Genomic DNA, 17,742 nt, shown 5'->3' with positions numbered 1-17,742 from the left:
CGGCGTGCCTCTCAATTGTCTCCTCACTACACGTATTCCTAATTCCACAACTAAATGTTGAGAACACAGCGCTGGTCACTCCTTACCCTTAAGATCGTATCTTTCCTTCTGGCCTTTTTCTTCCTTCTTTATTTGGGAGTTGCGCTTTATGTTAACTATAATAAGAAGGAGATCCTTGAAGCGGTAAACATTCAGATCAATAAAAGCATAAACGGTACCGCTGTGATAGGAGGGATGGAGCCTGCTTTTCTTGAAGGATTTCCGGGAATTTCGCTGTCATTGAGGGATGTCGCTATCCGCGATAGTCTCTGGGAAAAGCACAAGCATACGCTGGTACAAGCGAAGCAAGCAGCAGTTTCTATAAATGTCATTGCTCTTATTACAGGTACCATCCGCATCAACCGCATTTCCCTTATCAATGCCGGTGTGTACCTCTATACCGATCCATCAGGATATAGTAATACGAGCGTGTTTAAGAGCAAAAAGCAGCAGGAAGAAGAACAAAAGAAGGGTGAAAGCGCTCCTCCTGAAATAAACCGATTTGCGCTAAAGAATGTGGCTTTTGTTATGGATAACCGCAAAGCCGGCAAACTCTTCAGGTTTCTTGTTCGCGACCTTAGGGGCAGAATTGATCATAAGCCGGAGGGTTGGGATGCCAGAATCAGGATCAATACTTTTGTCAGGGACCTGGCCTTTAATACCAGAAAGGGAAGCTTTTTAAAGGAAAAGGACTTTGATGGTGACCTCGCCATTAAATACAGTGGGAGGTCCGGCGTTTTAAGCATCGAAAAGACCCCGCTGATGATAGGACCAGATCGTTTTCTCATCGAAGCCTCCTTCAGTACGGCAAAAGATCCTGTTGAATTCGTTATTGATCTTGAATCAGAAAAGCTGCTATGGAAGCATGCATCCGCATTACTCGCTGGCAATATATCAACAAAGCTTAACATGTTTGACCTTACTAATCCCATATCAGTAAAGGCGGTAATAGCCGGCAATATGGGGCCAGGTTCTCAGCCGGCAATTGACGTAAGCGCCCGGGTGAAGGATAATGTGCTTAGTTCACCGGGGGGAATAGTGGACAAATGCAGTTTTAGCGGTTTCTATACCAATCATTTAGAGAGGGGAGAGGGAACAACGACAAAAACTCCCAGGTCAAACTCATGCATTTTGAAGGAAGTTACGAAGGCATTCCTCTTTCAATAGATTCGCTCCAGATCGTTGACCTGCTAAAGCCTGTTGCTTCCGGTGTATTCCGCTCAAACTTTGCTCTCTCAAAATTAAATCAGGTAGTAGGAGAAGAGCCGCTCAAATTCAATTCAGGCAGTGCTAAGATAGACGTGAAGTTCCAGGCTAGTGTGGCCGACTTTCAGCTGGTAAAACCTCGCATAATCGGGGGAATCGACATCGTGGACGCTGACCTGAACTATCAGCCGAGGAATATCAACTTCACCAGGAGCACCATTTCTCTTCATTTTACCGAGAACGATCTTCATCTGAGGAATATGCGCCTTCAAAGTGGATCTAGTATCTTAAAGATAAACGGTACGATAAAAAACTTTATGAACCTTTACTATACGGCACCGGAGAAAATGATTCTTTCCTGTTCGGTTTCCAGTCCTCAGCTTAATCTGGGGCAGTTCCTCGGCTTTCTCGCTTCACGTCGTAAGACCACGCGGCCTGTAAGCCACCGTAAGAGTAATATAATGAACCAGCTCGACGACATGCTGAACAGAAGCCAGGCAGCCATGACCTTGAAATTAGACAAGGTAATCTATGATCGGTTTATTGCTACCGATGCAACTGCCCTTATTAACCTATCGGAAGAGGGCATACGACTCAACAGGGTACACGTAAGACATGGAGGCGGAACTCTCAGGCTCGACGGAACGGTTTCGCAGCGAGCAAACGTAAATGCTTTTGCTGTCAATGCCCGGATTTCTAATGTAAATATCCGGCAGTTCTTCTATGCCTTCAGGAACTTTGGATTGACAACCTTTACTTACGAGAATTTGAGGGGATATCTCTTCTCGAAAGCAAATATCACGGGAAGTATAACCGATCAGGGCAAGATCCTTGCCCGTTCTTACCGTGGCTCTGTTATTTTTGATATTCGAAAGGGCGCTCTGCTAAATTTTGAGCCCATTAGGGGGGTCGGAAAATTCGCTTTCCCTTTCCGGGACCTAAACACAATCACTTTCTCAAATCTCAACGGCAAGTTCGATATTAACGGTGAAAAGGTAAAAATCAACCCGATGAAGATAAGCTCCAGCGTGCTAAACATGGACGTTGCGGGAGTTTATTCCATGGCGAAGGGAACTAATATCGCGCTTGATGTCCCTTTACGGAATCCTGAGAAAGACCAGGGAATTACAGATAAAAAAGAAATTGAAGAAAGAAGGATGAAAGGCATCGTCCTTCATATTCTTGCAACTGATGGGGAAGACGGCAAGATCAAATTCAAGTGGAACAAGAACCGCGATTAGAAAAACGTTTCTGTAACAAAAACATTTGCAGCCCCGTTTAACAATAAATTCTTTATTTTTACCACTTTAAGTCCCTATCTTTGAGTCTTAGTATAAGTAGCTTCATTTCAAGTCGTTATCGTATTGTAGCCGGACTAGTGGCTCTTATGCTGATATTTTTTTTAAGTCTTCGCCAAAGCTACCTCCTTTTCCATACTATTGTAGAACTGATCTCGATTATCGTAGCGTTTGCTGTCTTCATCATTACCTGGAATTCCCGTAAAATACTAGACAATAACTACCTCTTCCTGGTTGGGGTCTCGTACTTTTTTATCGGTTCCCTGGATCTTTTACATACCCTCACCTTTAAGGGAATGCAAGTCATCGGCGATCACTTTTATGCCAACCAATTCTGGGTAGCTACCCGTTTTCTTGAATGTGTCACGTTGTTTCTAGGCTTCTGGCTGCTCGACCGGAAGAAGAAGATAAGTGCCGACTTCGTGTTTTTTATCTATACGGTCGTTACTGCTCTTATTGTGCTAAGCATACTTGACTGGAAGATCTTCCCCGTATGTTTCATAGAGGGAGAGGGGCAGACAGCTTTTAAAATTTATGCAGAGTACACCATTATTCTCGTTCTTTTGGGCACCTTGCTAATGCTGAGAAAGCGGCGAGGGTACTTTACCAAATCGGTATATTCCTTTCTGTTTTTTTCAATTATTTTCGCCATAATCAGTGAGTTTTGTTTTACACTTTACATTTCCAACTACAGCATCAGCAACCAAATTGGGCACTATGCCAAACTCATCTCTTTTTATCTTATATACAAGGCGAACGTTCAGACGGGAATTATAGATCCGGGTGGTCTTATTTTTAAGAATCTGAGAGATCGGGAAGAACAGTACCGTACGTTAACTGAGAATTTGCCCGAAATGATCATGCGTTTCGACAGCAAATTCCGGTGTGTATATTCTAATAGCGCTGTCAGAAAGCTCCTTCCTGCAGTCTGCCCCGATATTGTCGGACTCCAGTATTCGGACCTTCAGCTGCCGGCGGAAATTTCCCGTATCCTCACTGTAAGTCTTGCGGCGGCTGCAAAGACAGGCAAAAGTCAGGTTGTGAATTTCGATCTCAAAGTTGAGGGAGCGAACCGTTTCTATTCCCTTCAGATAGTACCTGAACCTGTTACCGAGGGAGAAGCGGAAACTTACCTGATGATTTGTTTCGACATCACGACGCTCAAGCACGTTGAACAGGAGCTGATGGAGCTGAATACCACTAAGGATAAATTCTTTTCCATTATCGCACACGATCTGAAAAATCCTTTTACATCCCTGTTGGGCTACAGCCAGCTCCTGGCCAAGAGTGCAAGCAATCTTAGCTCCGACCGCATACAGCAGCTGGCAGAGCGACTCAATGAATCAGCAAGGCAAACCTATACCTTACTTGAGAACCTTCTTAACTGGGCACGCATTCAAACCCGTAATCTTAGTCCCGTTAAGCGCCCCCTGCTGCCAGAAGAATTGGTGGAAGAGGCCCGTCGGATATGTGAACCCGTGGCTGTTGCGAAAGGGATCGATATCGTTGCTGACAGGCTGGCCTCCGCGAAAGTGATGGCAGATCGTCAGATGATCAATACTGTTTTCAGGAATTTGATTAATAACGCAATCAAGTTCAGCTTTCCCGGGGGTAATATCCAGGTCGGTGCCGAAGATATGAGGCAGTACGTCCTGTTCTATGTCAGCGACAGCGGTACCGGCATTGAAGACAGCGTGAAAGAGAAGATCCTTAGAATAGACTCTGCCTTTTCTCGAGCCGGAACTGCCAACGAGAAAGGAACAGGCCTGGGCCTGATACTATGTAAAGAATTTGTTGAGCTCCACGGCGGTAAGATTTGGTTCGAAAGTCAGTACAATCACGGCACAACCTTTTATTTTACCCTTCCGGTGTCATCTGCTGCTACAACGAGCGCAGAGTAGCGCCCGTGGGTTGAACCTCTAAAAAATGCTGTACTCCGCACTTCAACGCAAAATTGTTCTTCTGATGTCCTACCGGAAAGTCAAAGCAGACCGGATAAGTATATTCACGCGTCTTCTCCTGAACAATTTCGTATAAGGACTTACCGAACTCTTCTCCGGGGTCGTCGGGCTTAATTTTGAAGCCTCCTATTATCAGTCCTTTTAGGTTAGCGAGTTTACCACTCCGCTTCAGGTTCCAAAACATACGGTCTATGCTGTAAAGGTACTCACCTGTATCTTCTACAAAAAGGATCTTTCCATCAGTCCGGAGGTCCGATCTGCTTCCTGCCAGATTTTCTATGGTCCGCAAGTTACCACCTACAAGGACTCCCTTAGCTTTGCCAGCTCTGTTAAATCCATGTGACGGAGCTTCGTATCTCATCTCTAAGCCCATGAGGGCATCTCGAATAGAGTGAATGGTCGTTATCTGAATCGGCTCTGCCTTGTTCCAGTCGGACGGGAAGCTGTTGCACATCTTAGAATGCAAGGTGGCAACGTGGAAACTGGAATTCAGGTGACAATGAATAACAGTAATATCACTGAAACCGATTATCCATTTGGGATAGCGGACGAAACGGCTGAAGTCCAGCTGATCAATGATCCTTAAGGCTCCATAGCCCCCTCTCGCGCACATGATTGCGCGCACTTCCCGGTTATCAAGCAAGTCCTGAAGGTCGCGGGCTCTTTCCTCATCAGTACCACCCATACTAAAGCTTCGACAGCCTATCGTTTTACCGATCAGGATCTTAAACCCCCAGCTTTCCATCTGCTGCACAGCCGGGCGCACGTCTTCTTCAGAGATGTATCCGGCCGGAGAGGTAAGGCCTATCGTATCGCCTGGCTGCAGATAGGGCGGAATAGCAAGTGAAGGTTTGGCAGAAGGAGTCCTCGTTTTTACCCCTGCAGCGAACGAGCCTAATGTAAGTCCCAGAGGCACTAAGGCCGAAAGAAAACTTTTTCGGTTCATATTATCTCTCTCAGCTTTTCTTGTCCCAGTCCCTGCTCAGAACTAGCAATAGCAGCACGCCAGTGGTCACATACATGTCTGCTACGTTAAAAATACCGGTTCGTATTGAGCCGATGCCAACGTTTAGAAAGTCGGTTACCCTGCTGCTAAAAGCAATGCGGTCTATGATGTTCCCCAGGCCTCCTGAAAAGATCATCGCGAATGCAATTTGCTCCGAAGTTCTTAAAACGTCTGCTTTCTTGAGTGCATAAAAGAGAAGCGCTCCGAGCATGATCAGGGGAAGCAGACTCAGCAATATAAAATTAAAGGGCTGCGGTATATCAGCGCCCATGCCAAAAAAGGCCCCTGTATTTTCGATGTACAGCAGTCTGAACATGTCGTTTAAGTACGACCGCGGAGCTTCGTACATCAGGTATTCACGGGCAAGCGCTTTGGTATACTGATCGACTGCTATCAAAAGAATAGAGAGCAAGCAAAATGCGATTATTCTTCTTCGTTTTGGCACCATTCTTTAGTTCCTGTTGATTTTGATGTTACAATGGCGCTAATATAGCTAGCAGAAATGCGTTTTATCTAATCGTCAGTGTTTTTTATAGGGGGGACTCGCTCCAACTTATGCTATTATGCTTTTCAGTACACCTTTGTTCCTGGCTCTTCGCAACGTTCTAACGTTGCTGCTTCATGCAATGTCTTGTAATTCAGACATCAAAAAAAGGGACGGTCTCTAAAATTGCTGAGCAAACATAGAGACCGTCCCACATATTATTCAAATTTCTATAGTAAGGCCCCGGCCTGGTGAAGAAATGAATAGCCAGACGTCTGGCTACAGGCTTACCGCGCTTTCATCTGATTGTTGTCGCAGTATTAAGCTCGCAGCATGATGAACACCCGGTATCGAGGCGAAATACAAGCTTACCAGTTCAAATTTTTATACTCGATGAGGTGAGTTCTCCCCGGAACCTTCTGCCCGTCGCGTACAGAGATCTCCGTAACCTTTTCAGGATAGAGATGCAGGTTATACACGTACTCGTACAGTTTTGTGCCGCCTTCTACTGAGACGATGTTGTTCTTACTACCCATTGGGAAGTAGTCCTCAACAATGAACCACCAATATGGAGTTGTACAATGAGTCATCATCGTGTTGGTGTTATCAAAGGTAAAAGACGAAAGCTCCGTTTTTACTCCATCTGTTTCCGTTCTGAACGTTTTAATCATATTGCCCGAAGGATCGTACTCGTAGGTGTATTTACTTCCATTATCCCTAAGCTTTTCTACAAGCTGATTTTTAGAGTTGATCGTGAAAGTAGAGGTGCTTGAGTAGGCAGAACCATCGTTCGAATAACTTGTCTGCTCCCTTGTTACAAGGTTCCCGTTATACGAGTAAGCGGTGCTTTCATCCAAACGGTTAAAATAATATTCGTCGTATTTGACTACTTTGCCGGATGCATCGTAAGTTACCACATCGCTGTCTCTGCGGGTGCTGCTACGGAATGTTTTGGCGATTAGTCTCCGGTCATTGTCGTAGTAAAATTTTTCAACGGTAGATCCGTCGGCATTCGTAATCTTGGTAGCCAGGTCAATGGGCATCTCATCAGGCAGCTCGATAACCAGTTCACCGGATTCTTTTCTACATGCTGAAAACAAAGCAATGACGGATATGCTCATCGCCAGAAGTGTTCTTTTCATTTTTTCTGTGTCGCTTTTATAGTTATGTGTATGTTTCAATTTGAGACGAAGAACCTTGTCTCAGCTTAAAGGGCGTTATACGGGATGTTTGGGGGAAGGTTGCCTGTAATGATGTTTTAGGGCATTTTTTGCGTGTCAGTATCAGCGCTTCTCATTTGGCCCTGATCTTTGGCAAGGGAAGGTCACTTATTTCAGGCCTCGTTTTCAAGGAGTTTACATGTCTGCTCAGAAGAACAGGATAAGGTCTCCACATTTAGGGGCGGAGACCTTACTATAATAATTTACTTTAGCGTCGTGTAGCTCAGCGTGTAAACAATGGAGTAGGATCCTTGGCTCTGTTTCCTGTATTATGGAGCGGGACCCGCCCGTGTAACCAATATCTTTTCTACCTTGCCAAGCAGTTACAAGTATGCTCTTAACTCCTTGGATGATAATGAGTGATCACTTCTTTCAGGTAATCTCTGTCGAGGTGTGTATAGATTTCTGTAGTGAGAATACTCTCATGCCCAAGCATGTCCTGCACTGCCCGCAGGTCAGCTCCGCCTTCAATAAGGTGTGTTGCAAAGGAGTGGCGGAAGGTGTGAGGACTGATCTTCTTTTTCAGGCCGATCTTTTCAGCAAGATCCTTGATGATCAGAAAGACCATTACACGGCTCAATGCGGTACCTCTGCGATTTAGGAAAACAAAGTCCTGGTTGCCATGCTTGATATCCAGATGTACACGTACCTCTTCCAGGTAAATTTTAAGGTGCCTGACGGCCTCTGAACCGATGGGCACAAGACGCTCTTTATCTCCTTTCCCTGTGACTTTGATGAACTCGATATCAAGGTAGAGATTGGAGAGTTTCAAATTTGTTAATTCAGACACTCTCAGGCCGCATCCGTACAACACCTCAAGGATCGCTTTATTTCGTATCCCTTCCGGCTTAGAAAGATCAATGGCGTCGATCAGGCTCTGGATGTCGTGTATACTGAGGGTGTCGGGAAGCTTTCTGCTCATTCTCGGACTCTCCAGCAGGCTTGACGGGTCGTCTTCTCGACGCCCTTCCAGCAGCAGGTATCTGAAAAAACTTTTAATGCCCGAAAGTACTCGCGCCTGCGTAGGTGCAAGCATCCCCAGCTCATTAATCCACTTAATGAAGTCTTTTAAGTCCTGCGTGCTGACAGTTTCCGGACTTCGGCCCAATATCTCACAGTACTGTTCCAGCTTTTCCACATCGCGCAGGTAGGCCTCCACCGTATTCGACGAGAGCGAGCGCTCCAGCTTCAGGTAGGTGGTAAAGCCAGTAATAGCAGAATTCCAATCACTCATTCTTCGTATTCTAACCGCGATAACTTATTTACAAATGCCTGTTTTCCTAAAGTGGAACAAGGATGGATCCTGTACATTGCTTCAGAGCATGCAAATACCGAATGCTTTTTCCTGCCCGCTGTAAAAGTAAGAATAATGCCGGTTATCCTCTCGTCCCAGCGGATAAGCAACAGCGACCTGCCCCCACGGCTTTTGCCTCGCAACTAATCTTGCTCCTGCAAATAGTCCCGGGGGTAGTTGATTTTCTGAGCGTCAAAGAACCGATCTTGTTCATGTTCTTGCATTTAGTTCTGTGGGCCACAACGGTCGATTTCGCGCTTCTTCTCCTGTCATTTCGTGAGGTGTAAATGCCGCCAAGGTCTGCAATCCTCCGGCATTCCGCTGCCGCCCAACTTGCAAGCCTTGTTCCAATACAGGCTGCTGAGCACAGTTAGTAGTTTATGCATTAATCCTCGAAATAAGTAAAAATCTCTATTTTTGAAGGAGAGCATAGATTGCTGTAACTCGGAAACGAAATGACAATACAAATATTGAATGGTCCTAACCTGAACCTCTTGGGCATCAGAGAGAAGTCTATCTACGGTGACAGCGGCTTCGAGCCTTTTCTTGAAAAGCTTCGAGCCGACTATCCTTCTGTCCAGATCGAATATTTTCAAAGCAACAGTGAGGGGGCGTTAATCGACAAGCTCCACGAGGTCGGTTTTAGCTACGATGGCATCATATTTAATGCGGGTGGTTATACCCACACTTCTGTTGCTATAGGCGATGCTATTGCGGCCATCACGACTCCGGTGGTGGAGGTACACATCTCCAACGTCCATGCCCGCGAAGAGTTCCGTCACACTTCCCGTCTCGCCAGAAACTGCAGAGGCGTGATTGCCGGCTTCGGCTTACAAAGCTACCGCCTTGCTCTGGAAAGTTTTGTTTCCGAAATGTAAGAGAATAAATAAGGGTTTGTTCCTTATCATTTAATCAATACCTTAGTTGCGGCTTTAGGGGTGCTCGAATGAGCTGAGATGATACCCTTTGAACCTGATCCGGCTAATACCGGCGAAGGGAAAAGTGATCCTTCCTGTGTTTCTGTTGCAAGCACTCTTCAGGCCATCCACATAGATAAAGAGCCAAATGAAAGAGAAAATCTGGCAGCAGATCGTAAACGTCAGGAGCAAGGCACCTCTCGTTCACAATATCACCAACTACGTAGTCATGAACAACACGGCGAATGCTTTACTTGCCTGTGGAGCTTCTCCTGTTATGGCGCATGCACATCCTGAAGTTCAGGACATGGTTCGTATCGCCGGCGCCCTTGTTGTTAACATTGGCACGCTCGACGAATACTGGGTTAACAGCATGGACCTGGCCATCCAGCAGGCCAACCAGATGGGGAAGCCCTGGGTGCTCGACCCGGTAGGAGCAGGAGCAACCGGCTACCGGAATGATGTTCTAAAGACCTTTGTCTCCGCCCGGCCGACAGTGATCCGGGGCAATGCATCTGAAATTATGTCGGTATCTGAGGAACAGGCTGGAAGCACAAAGGGAGTCGACAGCACCCGGCAAAGCGATGATGCTCTTTCAGCTGCCCGCCTTCTCGCAGGCAAAACCGGCGGCGTAGTCTGCGTTTCCGGCGCGACTGATCTCATTACGGATGGGAGCCGTCTGCTCAGACTGTCGAATGGCGACCCCCTCATGGCAAGAGTAACAGGTCTCGGCTGCAGCGCTTCTGCAATCATTGGTGCCTTTTTAGCTGCACAGCCTGACGATCCTTATCTTGCCTGCGTTGCCGCTATGGCCCTTCTTGGAATAGCAGGAGAAAGGGCAGCCCGGAAGGCATCTGGACCTGGCACTCTTCAGGTCTATCTGCTCGATGAGCTTTATTCTCTGCGAGAAGACGACTTTGTCATGGAGTTAAAAATCGAAGAGAATGCTGAAGGATAAGCAGTTTCCATATAGGCTCTATCTGGTGACAGATGAAGCTGCATTACGAGGCCGCGACCTTCTCTGGATGGTAGAAGAGGCGGTGAAGGGAGGTGTGGATTTGGTGCAATTACGCGAGAAGAAGCTGGAAGATGAGGCGTTCCTGCTTCGGGCGCTTCAATTAAAAGAAATGCTTCAACGGTACAACGTGCCGCTAATCATTAACGACAATCTTGTAGTAGCAGAAAGATGCGCCGCTGCCGGGATTCACGTAGGCAAGTCTGATATCCCGCCTTCACTGGTTCGCAAAAGATGGCCTGGCTGCGGCATACTGGGCTACTCCATCGAGTATGAAGCCCAGCTGGATTCAGAGGAAGCCCTAACATCTGATTATATCGCCCTCAGTCCTGTTTTCTCCACGCCCACCAAAACAGATACCGTAACGGAGTGGAAGCTTGGTGGCATCCGCAGAGTAAGAGCGACTACTGCAAAACCTCTGGTTGCAATCGGAGCAATTTCGCGCTATAATGCGGCGAGTGTCGTTGAAGCAGGCGCTGATTGCCTCGCTGTGGTATCCGCAATCTGTTCAGCAGAAGATCCGCAAAAGGCAGCCGCAGAGATTCGCTCTGAAATAGAGAAGCATCTGTGAGCAGCACTTGCAGACCGGATACAAGTACTTTGACTGTTATTAATGCTCTGAAACTTAGCGAAGCGACCTCATTGATGCCTTTAAAAAAATATTAATTTTCTCAATAGACAAGTAGACTAAAGTACATATAGCCATTAATCTTTTTAAGCCATTTAAAATGAAAGAATACGTTCGTGTACTCACCATTGCAGGCTCTGACAGCGGGGGAGGAGCCGGCATTCAGGCAGACCTGAAGACTTTCTCCGCGCTGGGATGTTTCGGATGTTCTGCAATCACAGCCATCACCGTTCAGAATACCCTCGGAGTTACCGGAATCCACAGTGTGCCGCCTGCTATAGTTGAAGCCCAGATCTCTGTCGTAATGGATGATATTAAACCGCAGGCTGTCAAGGTGGGAATGGTACACAGTACCGGGCTGGTGCATAGCATTGCGCGGGTGCTGAAGAAATATCCCAAGGTGCCGGTGATCCTCGATCCGGTCATGATCGCCACGAGTGGTGATCGTCTGATTGAAGCTGAGACAGTTGCTGTATTAAAGCAGGAGCTGTTTCCCCTCGCATCTCTGGTTACTCCCAATCTCGATGAAGCGGCTGTACTTGCCGATATGAAAGCCTCTGACGTTGAGGAAATGAAACAGGCCGCAATGAAGATTTTGGCGACAGGCTGCAAGGCCGTGCTGGTAAAGGGCGGACATCTCAGGGGCGAGACTCTGTTTGATGTTTTCAGGGACCGGGATGGTCAGGAAAAGATCATTTCTGCACTGCATATCCCTACGGGGAACACCCATGGCACGGGATGTACCTTGTCTTCTGCTATCGCTTGCTTTGTTGCGCGCGGGCTTCCTATGGTTCAGGCAGTAGAAGCGGCGTGCGGGTATGTGCACGGAGCTATTGCTGCCGGTTGTGATGTAAGAACAGGGGGCGGACATGGGCCCCTGAATCATTTTTACAAACCTCAAACACTGATTAAATATGAAATGGAGTGAAGCAGCCTGGAGCGAATCTCAAGGCATCTATAACAGGATCGTTGATATGCCCTTTATTCAGGGATTGATCAACGGAACTCTTCCGCTCGACAATTTTAAGTTCTATATTCAGCAGGATTCTAACTATCTGGAGCACTTTGGCCGCGCACTGTCGCTGATAGCGGCCCGGGGACCGGCTCAGTATGTGCTCGACTACCTGAAGTTTGCTGAAGGGGCTATCGTCGTCGAAAATGCATTGCATGCCGGCTATTTCAACCAGTACGGAATTTCTGGAAAGGCCGCCCTGTCGCCAGCCTGCCATTACTATACCAGCTATCTTCTAAGTACAGCCAGTCTGGCTCAGGCAGAAGTGGCTATGGCTGCGGTCTTGCCCTGCTTTTGGATCTATAAAGAGGTGGGCGACTATATCTACAAGAACCAGCGATTGGAGGGCAACCCCTACCAGAGCTGGATCAATACGTATGCAGGCGAAGAGTTCGGAGAACTGGTAAAAAAGGCTATCTCAATAAGCGACGCTGTTGCTGAGAAATGCAGCCCGGCGCAGCGAGAAAGCATGACTGAAGCTTTTGTAACTGCGTGCAGGCTCGAATGGCTATTTTGGGACAGCGCATGGCGGCAGGAGAAGTGGGAGTTTTGACAGATCATAGGAAGTAAGATAGTCCCGGCGCTGATTGCTCTAATCCTCAAGGGGAAAGGGCAAATCCTCCAGACGTAACTTCTGGATGTGGCCAAATCGCCAAGCTGCTCTTTTGATCAACACAGCACTGTGGCAAAAATACTTCGGCGGCCCGGAGACCTGCCGCGCGATCCACCATCAAGTGAGGCCGCTTTCTTTATTCGTTAAAATACGCCATCAGGCGTCTTGTAGGGTCAGAGCGCCTGGTGGTAATTATTCTCTATTGCCGCCCCGAGGGCCTGCACTTCATCATGGGTAAGGTCAAAAGTCCCTTCCTGGAGGATGACCCAGCCTTTCGTCTTAGTTTTTTGCACGATGAGGTTCGGAGGTTTAATACTGGCGATGGTCTCGTTTTTGGGGTCTTTGTCCGCATCGAACGCGTCAGTGCTCTCCAGTTCCACGGCAAAGGTGTGTTCCTCTACGGGATGTACCACAACGTCTGTCCGGATGTTTTTTACAGGAAAATGTGTTCTGATTGATGGCATATGTCTAATCTCTTTGCTGTAATAGACAAACGGACCTCCCTGTTGGTTTACAAAAAGTCTTCCCTTACTGGCGAGAAGCTGTCAACCAGCCGTGCTGTCTTGCTCAGGAGCTGGATGCAATGCTTCTTTCCGGAAGGCACAAAGAACAGATCTCCTTCTTTTAGATGCTGAGGCTCTTCACCCTCCATGAAAAACAGGATTTCCCCCTTGGCAACGTAGCTGGTCTGTTCATGAGGATGAGAATGCATCGGATCAGGCTCTGTCTGCGGGCCATTGCTGAAATCTAAAACCGCGGTTAGTAGTTTTGCGGTGTGAACAAGTCTCCTCTCAATTCCTTCTGCAGGAACTTGTACAGGTGCGTCCTGGTAATGTAATACTGGCATATCTTTTTTTGTTTTTCCGGTTCCCCGGATCTGTTTTTCTTGAAAGTCTATTTGTTTTTCAAAGGCCAAGAAGAACACTCAATCGACTTTCATCCCCGTTTGAGCGTGCAGCTCATGAGTGCTTTCTGTGTCAAATGGATGAGCGGGACATACTAACGGCTAACTCATTTCTAGTCTTGTGTTTTGTAGTTGAACATCACTCTCAGCTCATCAGCTCCAACCTTCACCGTTTCGTGCAGCAGGCCCTTTATCCCGGGTGCTTTCAATCCCCCTCCCCAATACTGAGGCGCCCTGAAGATCCGTGCTTCGTCCCACAGGCCGGCATTGATAAACAGCGAAAGGATTTGTGCACCTCCCTCTACGATGAGCGACTGAACATCCATCAAATATAGCTGGTAAGCAATCATCTGCGGCAGGTAGTGGTCAAAGTCTTCCAGCCACAAATATTTTACCAAACCTTCTGTCTCGGTTTTAAGCGCGTTGAAGACAATTGTTTCCTGACTTTGGTCAAAGAGGTGAAGATTTTGCGGCAGCTCCAGATTGCGGTCGATCACAATGCGTTTTGGATTGCGACCAAACCAGTCGCGCACATTCAGCTTGGGGTCGTCGGCAAGCGCGGTAGTCTTTCCCACCAGAACAGCGTCTTCTTCTGACCGCCAGCGATGAGTAAGGATGCGCGAATCGGGCGAACTGATCCAGCGCTGCGACCGGTCTTCCGGCGCGAAGTACTGGTCAGCCGTTTCAGCCCATTTGAGAATAATATAGGGACGGTTGTCCCTGATGCGGGTAAAGAAACGTCGGTTAAGGAAATCGCATTCTTCTCTCAGTATGTTTTCCTGCACCTCAATACCGGCCTTTCGTAATTTTTCGATCCCCTTGCCGTTCACCTGCTCAAAGGGATCTGGGCTGCCTGTTACGACAGCCGGAATGCCATAGCGTATGATCAGGTCCGCGCAGGGCGGCGTCTTTCCATAATGGGCGCAAGGCTCAAGGGTTACGTAAATGACCGACTCCTTCAATAGCTCTTCGCCGTCGGTGTGCGCAAACAATACGGAGTTGATTGCATTTACCTCTGCATGAGGCTGCCCATACTGTTGGTGATAGCCCTCTCCGATAATGCGGTCCTGATGAACCACTACGGCTCCTACCATCGGGTTAGGGCTAACGGAACCAGCTCCCAGACGGGCCAGTTCCAACGCCCGTTGCATGTACTTTTCGTCCGTCTTTATCAAAACAATTTCCCGTGTTTTATTTTCTCTTAAAGAGAAGCTCTGAGTTATAATGAGAGCCAAATTTACCGGAAATTAGCAGAGAAAAGTAGTTAAGCCGGGTACAATGTTTTACTTTGCAGAAATATGACATTCGGAGATATCGAGACCATCTACGTCAATCAGCTTCCATCTTTCTACGAGAAAGAAGAGGCCAAAGGCATCGCCGCGCTTGCAGTAGAGCACGTTTGTAATGTAAGCAGAAGCTATTACATGCTTCATAAGAGCGACGCCCTCACTCTGGTACAGGAGACTTCGCTCATACGCATCCTTGATGAGCTTCGCCTCGGCAGGCCCCTTCAGTATGTTTTGGAAGAAGCCGACTTTTTTGGTCTCCGTTTCAAGGTCAACTCTTCCGTTCTGATTCCGCGTCCTGAGACGGAGGAGCTGGTGCACTGGGTGCTGACCCTGGTCAATGAACGTAAGAAACAAGGCTGGCCTGACGGCCAGGTTTCTGTACTCGATATCGGCACAGGCAGCGGTTGTATTCCGGTAAGTATCAAAAAGAACCTGCCTGAGGCAGAGGTCTCTGCACTTGATATTTCCAATGAAGCAATCGAGATAGCGCTCAGGAATGCCGTGATGAATGGAACCGAGGTCAGGTTTGTCCAGGGCGATATCCTGGACGATTCTTTCAGTCTCCAGCCCGAGTCCTTCACGCTGATTACGAGCAATCCTCCCTACGTCACCAATTCAGAAAAAGATGGAATGCACAAGAATGTGCTCGATTTTGAACCACACACTGCCCTCTTTGTCCCCGATGAGGACCCGCTGTTGTTTTACCGGCATATTGCCGAGTTCTCTTTGAAGCATCTGAAGCCAGACGGCGCCCTGTTCCTGGAGATCAATGAGAGTTTCGGACATGAAACCTGCTCGTTGTTGGCAGAAAAGGGATTTAAAACAGAACTGCGGCAGGATCTGAGGGGGAAAGATCGCATGGTGATGGCCTGGAAGGATGAGTAGTTCAAAATAGCTTAAGCTGGGCGCCGGAAGGCGGTCGTTCTTCTCCAAAGACGGTTCGCCCGCTATATTTCCAGGACTCTGCGCGCTCTTTCTCAATTAAGCTGTTAAAGTTAGCATTTGGGGTGAAGCCTTTTTCTGCGCGGCGTGCAATGTCGCTGAGCGCTCGTATAGCATGTTGCTTATCGGAGTTCCCGATCCGCGCTTTATCAACGGCTGTCTTCAACGTGGAGATGGTCTCGTCGTACACCTTCAAGGGCACCGGAAACGGATGCCCGTCTTTACCTCCGTGAGCGAACGAAAACCGCGCCGGATCTTTAAAGCGGGAGGGGGCACCGTATATGACTTCGCTGACCAGGGCGAGCGATTGTAGGGTTCTTGGTCCGACGCCTTCAAGTAAAAGAAGCTCTTCAAAGTCGGCTGGTCTTTTCTCATGTGCCAGCCATAACACACTTCCTAATCGTTTCAGGTCCACGTCCTTTGCTCTCACATCGTGGTGTGAAGGCATCACCAGTTTTTGTGCTTCAGCCAGCATCAGTTGCGGACGTTCCCCTGTCATGGTCATCACTGCAGTGCGAGAAGCGCGGGCTTCCCTTGCCACCATGTTCAGGATTCTGCCCTGGTTCGCTCCGCAGATCCCGGTGTGCGGCTCTTCCACAAACGATGTCAGGTCTGCAGAATGCCAATGATACCGTCTCGCTGTTGTTCCTCCTGTTTGCATCCCCTGCTGTACTACCGTCCACTGCCCCTCATCGCTCACAATAAAACTGTGCATATAAAGCTGGAAACCATCCTGGACAGCGGTGTTATCTACTTTTGCACTTAACTTACTACAGCGCACCAGCCACGATCCGTCCAGTCCCGTCCTGTCGCCTACGTTTAGGAGTTCCCTGGGTGCCTCGCGCGAGTGTCTGCCCTTGCCTCCGCATATATAAATGCCCAGTTCCTTCGAGTGAGGATTGATCGCCCGCTTCAGCGCACCCATCACAGAAGTGGTGATGCCCGACGAGTGCCAGTCCATCCCAAGCACCGCTCCGAGGCTTTGAAACCAGAAGGGGTCGCTCAGTCGCCGCAGGATTTCCTGCTTTCCATACTCAGATACGATAGCTTCTGTTATGGCGAGCCCAAGCGCAGACATACGTTGCGCGAGCCACTGGGGCACCGATCCATAATGAAGAGGCAGGTCTGCACTTCCTGATTTTCTCATTGCTAACAAAGTTAGTAAATAAAAGGGGAATTAAAAGATGCGCATCCTGTAAGCGTTCATCGCTGCTTCCCCAAGCTGATTTATCAGCTTATAATTAGCCGCTGCGCCCACTAGTGCACCAACTACCGGAAGAAGCTGAGCCATCTTGGCCAGGTCGATATAATCGCGGTACTCCTGCTGGAACTCTCGCCAGTTGAATTGCTCAGGGTCGGCCGGAAGGTTGCTTGAATACGCCGCCCAGTTTTGAAGAATAGCGAAGGTTTCCTTGCGTTTCCCTTTGCTCGAAAATGTAAGTTGAAAGATGTAAAGAATATACAAACGCTCCCGGTAGTCTTTTACATCAAAGCCGTATATGGCGGCGGCATCAAAGAGAAACTTGATCTTGATAGTCAGCAGGAGCGGAAAATCGGCCAGACCAAGCAGGATACCTCCGGCTCCGGTTACCGCACCTTCCGCTACCGCTGTGTTTCGGTAGAAGAGTATGCGGTCTTGCAGCCTGCTTTCTTTCCACTGCAGAGGAGCTTCGGGCTGCGGCAGCATGGTGGTATACTTTGCCCCAAACAGTACCGCCTGCACCATCTTCTGGATAGTAAGTGTAATAGCCTGATGCGCTTTTTCAGGAATAAAGCTGTTCAGCTTGTCCTGGGTTCTTTTAGACAGTTTGTCCAGCAAGCCTGGATCTTTCTGCATTTTATACTGCCAGGCCTGCAGTTCCTGCCGGGCTAGTTCTTCGTAGTTCATGCGCTGGGCTTATAGTTCAGTAAACA

Annotated in this window: 18 protein-coding genes and 1 riboswitch; of the genes, 9 read left to right on the top strand and 9 right to left on the bottom strand. The window is 48.1% G+C overall.

The window, feature by feature from the left end:
* The first annotated feature begins 54 nt into the window (after positions 1–54).
* The 3 genes from ACES2C_RS19060 (at position 55) to ACES2C_RS19050 (ending at position 4,444) form a co-directional block, all read left to right on the top strand.
* On the top strand, positions 55–1,206 hold the full coding sequence (locus tag ACES2C_RS19060) for an AsmA family protein (protein ID WP_374164644.1): 1,152 nt from the start codon (positions 55–57) through the stop codon (positions 1,204–1,206).
* Complete coding sequence (locus ACES2C_RS19055) at positions 1,164–2,486, top strand: AsmA-like C-terminal region-containing protein (protein WP_374164643.1); 1,323 nt, start codon at positions 1,164–1,166, stop codon at positions 2,484–2,486. Before ACES2C_RS19060 ends, ACES2C_RS19055 begins: the two co-directional genes overlap by 43 nt.
* Positions 2,487–2,632: 146 nt before the next feature.
* The gene (locus ACES2C_RS19050) at positions 2,633–4,444 is read left to right on the top strand and encodes an MASE3 domain-containing protein (protein ID WP_374164642.1); all 1,812 of its coding nucleotides are present in this window, start codon (positions 2,633–2,635) and stop codon (positions 4,442–4,444) included.
* Here ACES2C_RS19050 and ACES2C_RS19045 read toward each other — a convergent pair.
* The 4 genes from ACES2C_RS19045 to xerD form a co-directional block, all read right to left on the bottom strand.
* A complete protein-coding gene (locus ACES2C_RS19045) occupies positions 4,425–5,450 on the bottom strand; it encodes an LD-carboxypeptidase (RefSeq protein WP_374164641.1) in 1,026 nt (341 codons plus the stop codon). The two genes, ACES2C_RS19050 and ACES2C_RS19045, sit on opposite strands and share 20 nt — an antisense overlap.
* Before the next feature lie 10 nt (positions 5,451–5,460).
* Positions 5,461–5,958 carry a signal peptidase II gene (gene lspA, locus ACES2C_RS19040; RefSeq protein WP_374164640.1) on the bottom strand — a complete coding sequence of 166 codons (498 nt, stop codon included), beginning with the start codon at positions 5,956–5,958 and terminating at the stop codon, positions 5,461–5,463.
* Between the two features lie 404 nt (positions 5,959–6,362).
* On the bottom strand, positions 6,363–7,136 hold the full coding sequence (locus tag ACES2C_RS19035; RefSeq protein ID WP_374164639.1) for a hypothetical protein: 774 nt from the start codon (positions 7,134–7,136) through the stop codon (positions 6,363–6,365).
* A 415-nt stretch (positions 7,137–7,551) separates the two neighbouring features.
* On the bottom strand, positions 7,552–8,448 hold the full coding sequence (gene xerD, locus ACES2C_RS19030) for a site-specific tyrosine recombinase XerD (protein ID WP_374164638.1): 897 nt from the start codon (positions 8,446–8,448) through the stop codon (positions 7,552–7,554).
* A 515-nt stretch (positions 8,449–8,963) separates the two neighbouring features.
* Between xerD and aroQ the strand changes: the two genes are divergently transcribed.
* The 5 genes from aroQ (at position 8,964) to tenA (ending at position 12,633) form a co-directional block, all read left to right on the top strand.
* A complete protein-coding gene (gene aroQ, locus ACES2C_RS19025; RefSeq protein ID WP_374164637.1) occupies positions 8,964–9,386 on the top strand; it encodes a type II 3-dehydroquinate dehydratase in 423 nt (140 codons plus the stop codon).
* Positions 9,387–9,432: 46 nt separating this feature from the next.
* Positions 9,433–9,524: riboswitch (TPP riboswitch) on the top strand.
* Between the two features lie 49 nt (positions 9,525–9,573).
* The gene (gene thiM / locus ACES2C_RS19020; protein ID WP_374164636.1) at positions 9,574–10,383 is read left to right on the top strand and encodes a hydroxyethylthiazole kinase; all 810 of its coding nucleotides are present in this window, start codon (positions 9,574–9,576) and stop codon (positions 10,381–10,383) included.
* Positions 10,370–11,011: a thiamine phosphate synthase gene (gene thiE, locus ACES2C_RS19015; RefSeq protein WP_374164635.1), complete on the top strand. Its 642-nt coding sequence runs from the start codon at positions 10,370–10,372 to the stop codon at positions 11,009–11,011. Before thiM ends, thiE begins: the two co-directional genes overlap by 14 nt.
* Before the next feature lie 157 nt (positions 11,012–11,168).
* Positions 11,169–11,996, top strand: coding sequence for a bifunctional hydroxymethylpyrimidine kinase/phosphomethylpyrimidine kinase (thiD, locus tag ACES2C_RS19010; RefSeq protein WP_374164634.1), 828 nt, complete (start codon positions 11,169–11,171; stop codon positions 11,994–11,996).
* On the top strand, positions 11,983–12,633 hold the full coding sequence (tenA, locus tag ACES2C_RS19005) for a thiaminase II (RefSeq protein ID WP_374164633.1): 651 nt from the start codon (positions 11,983–11,985) through the stop codon (positions 12,631–12,633). Before thiD ends, tenA begins: the two co-directional genes overlap by 14 nt.
* Before the next feature lie 233 nt (positions 12,634–12,866).
* Here the strand turns inward: tenA and ACES2C_RS19000 are convergent, their stop codons facing one another.
* The 3 genes from ACES2C_RS19000 to ribD form a co-directional block, all read right to left on the bottom strand.
* The gene (locus ACES2C_RS19000) at positions 12,867–13,157 is read right to left on the bottom strand and encodes a hypothetical protein (protein ID WP_374164632.1); all 291 of its coding nucleotides are present in this window, start codon (positions 13,155–13,157) and stop codon (positions 12,867–12,869) included.
* A gap of 47 nt (positions 13,158–13,204) precedes the next feature.
* Positions 13,205–13,540 carry a cupin domain-containing protein gene (locus ACES2C_RS18995; protein WP_374164631.1) on the bottom strand — a complete coding sequence of 112 codons (336 nt, stop codon included), beginning with the start codon at positions 13,538–13,540 and terminating at the stop codon, positions 13,205–13,207.
* A 170-nt stretch (positions 13,541–13,710) separates the two neighbouring features.
* Positions 13,711–14,769 (bottom strand): bifunctional diaminohydroxyphosphoribosylaminopyrimidine deaminase/5-amino-6-(5-phosphoribosylamino)uracil reductase RibD, encoded by a 1,059-nt coding sequence (gene ribD / locus ACES2C_RS18990; RefSeq protein WP_374166989.1) that lies wholly within the window; start codon positions 14,767–14,769, stop codon positions 13,711–13,713.
* A 126-nt stretch (positions 14,770–14,895) separates the two neighbouring features.
* Between ribD and prmC the strand changes: the two genes are divergently transcribed.
* Positions 14,896–15,771: a peptide chain release factor N(5)-glutamine methyltransferase gene (prmC, locus tag ACES2C_RS18985; RefSeq protein WP_374164630.1), complete on the top strand. Its 876-nt coding sequence runs from the start codon at positions 14,896–14,898 to the stop codon at positions 15,769–15,771.
* A gap of 1 nt (position 15,772) precedes the next feature.
* On the opposite strand, the gene ACES2C_RS18980 is transcribed toward prmC, so the two are convergent.
* Entirely contained in the window at positions 15,773–16,975 is a 1,203-nt protein-coding gene (locus tag ACES2C_RS18980; RefSeq protein ID WP_374164629.1) for a DUF763 domain-containing protein, read from the bottom strand.
* A 30-nt stretch (positions 16,976–17,005) separates the two neighbouring features.
* On the bottom strand, positions 17,006–17,716 hold the full coding sequence (locus ACES2C_RS18975; protein WP_374164628.1) for an EcsC family protein: 711 nt from the start codon (positions 17,714–17,716) through the stop codon (positions 17,006–17,008).
* Positions 17,717–17,742 lie beyond the last annotated feature (26 nt).

The organism is Arcticibacter sp. MXS-1, from assembly GCF_041902385.1.
GTDB lineage: Bacteria > Bacteroidota > Bacteroidia > Sphingobacteriales > Sphingobacteriaceae > Arcticibacter.
This window is presented reverse-complemented; position numbering and strand designations above follow the sequence as displayed.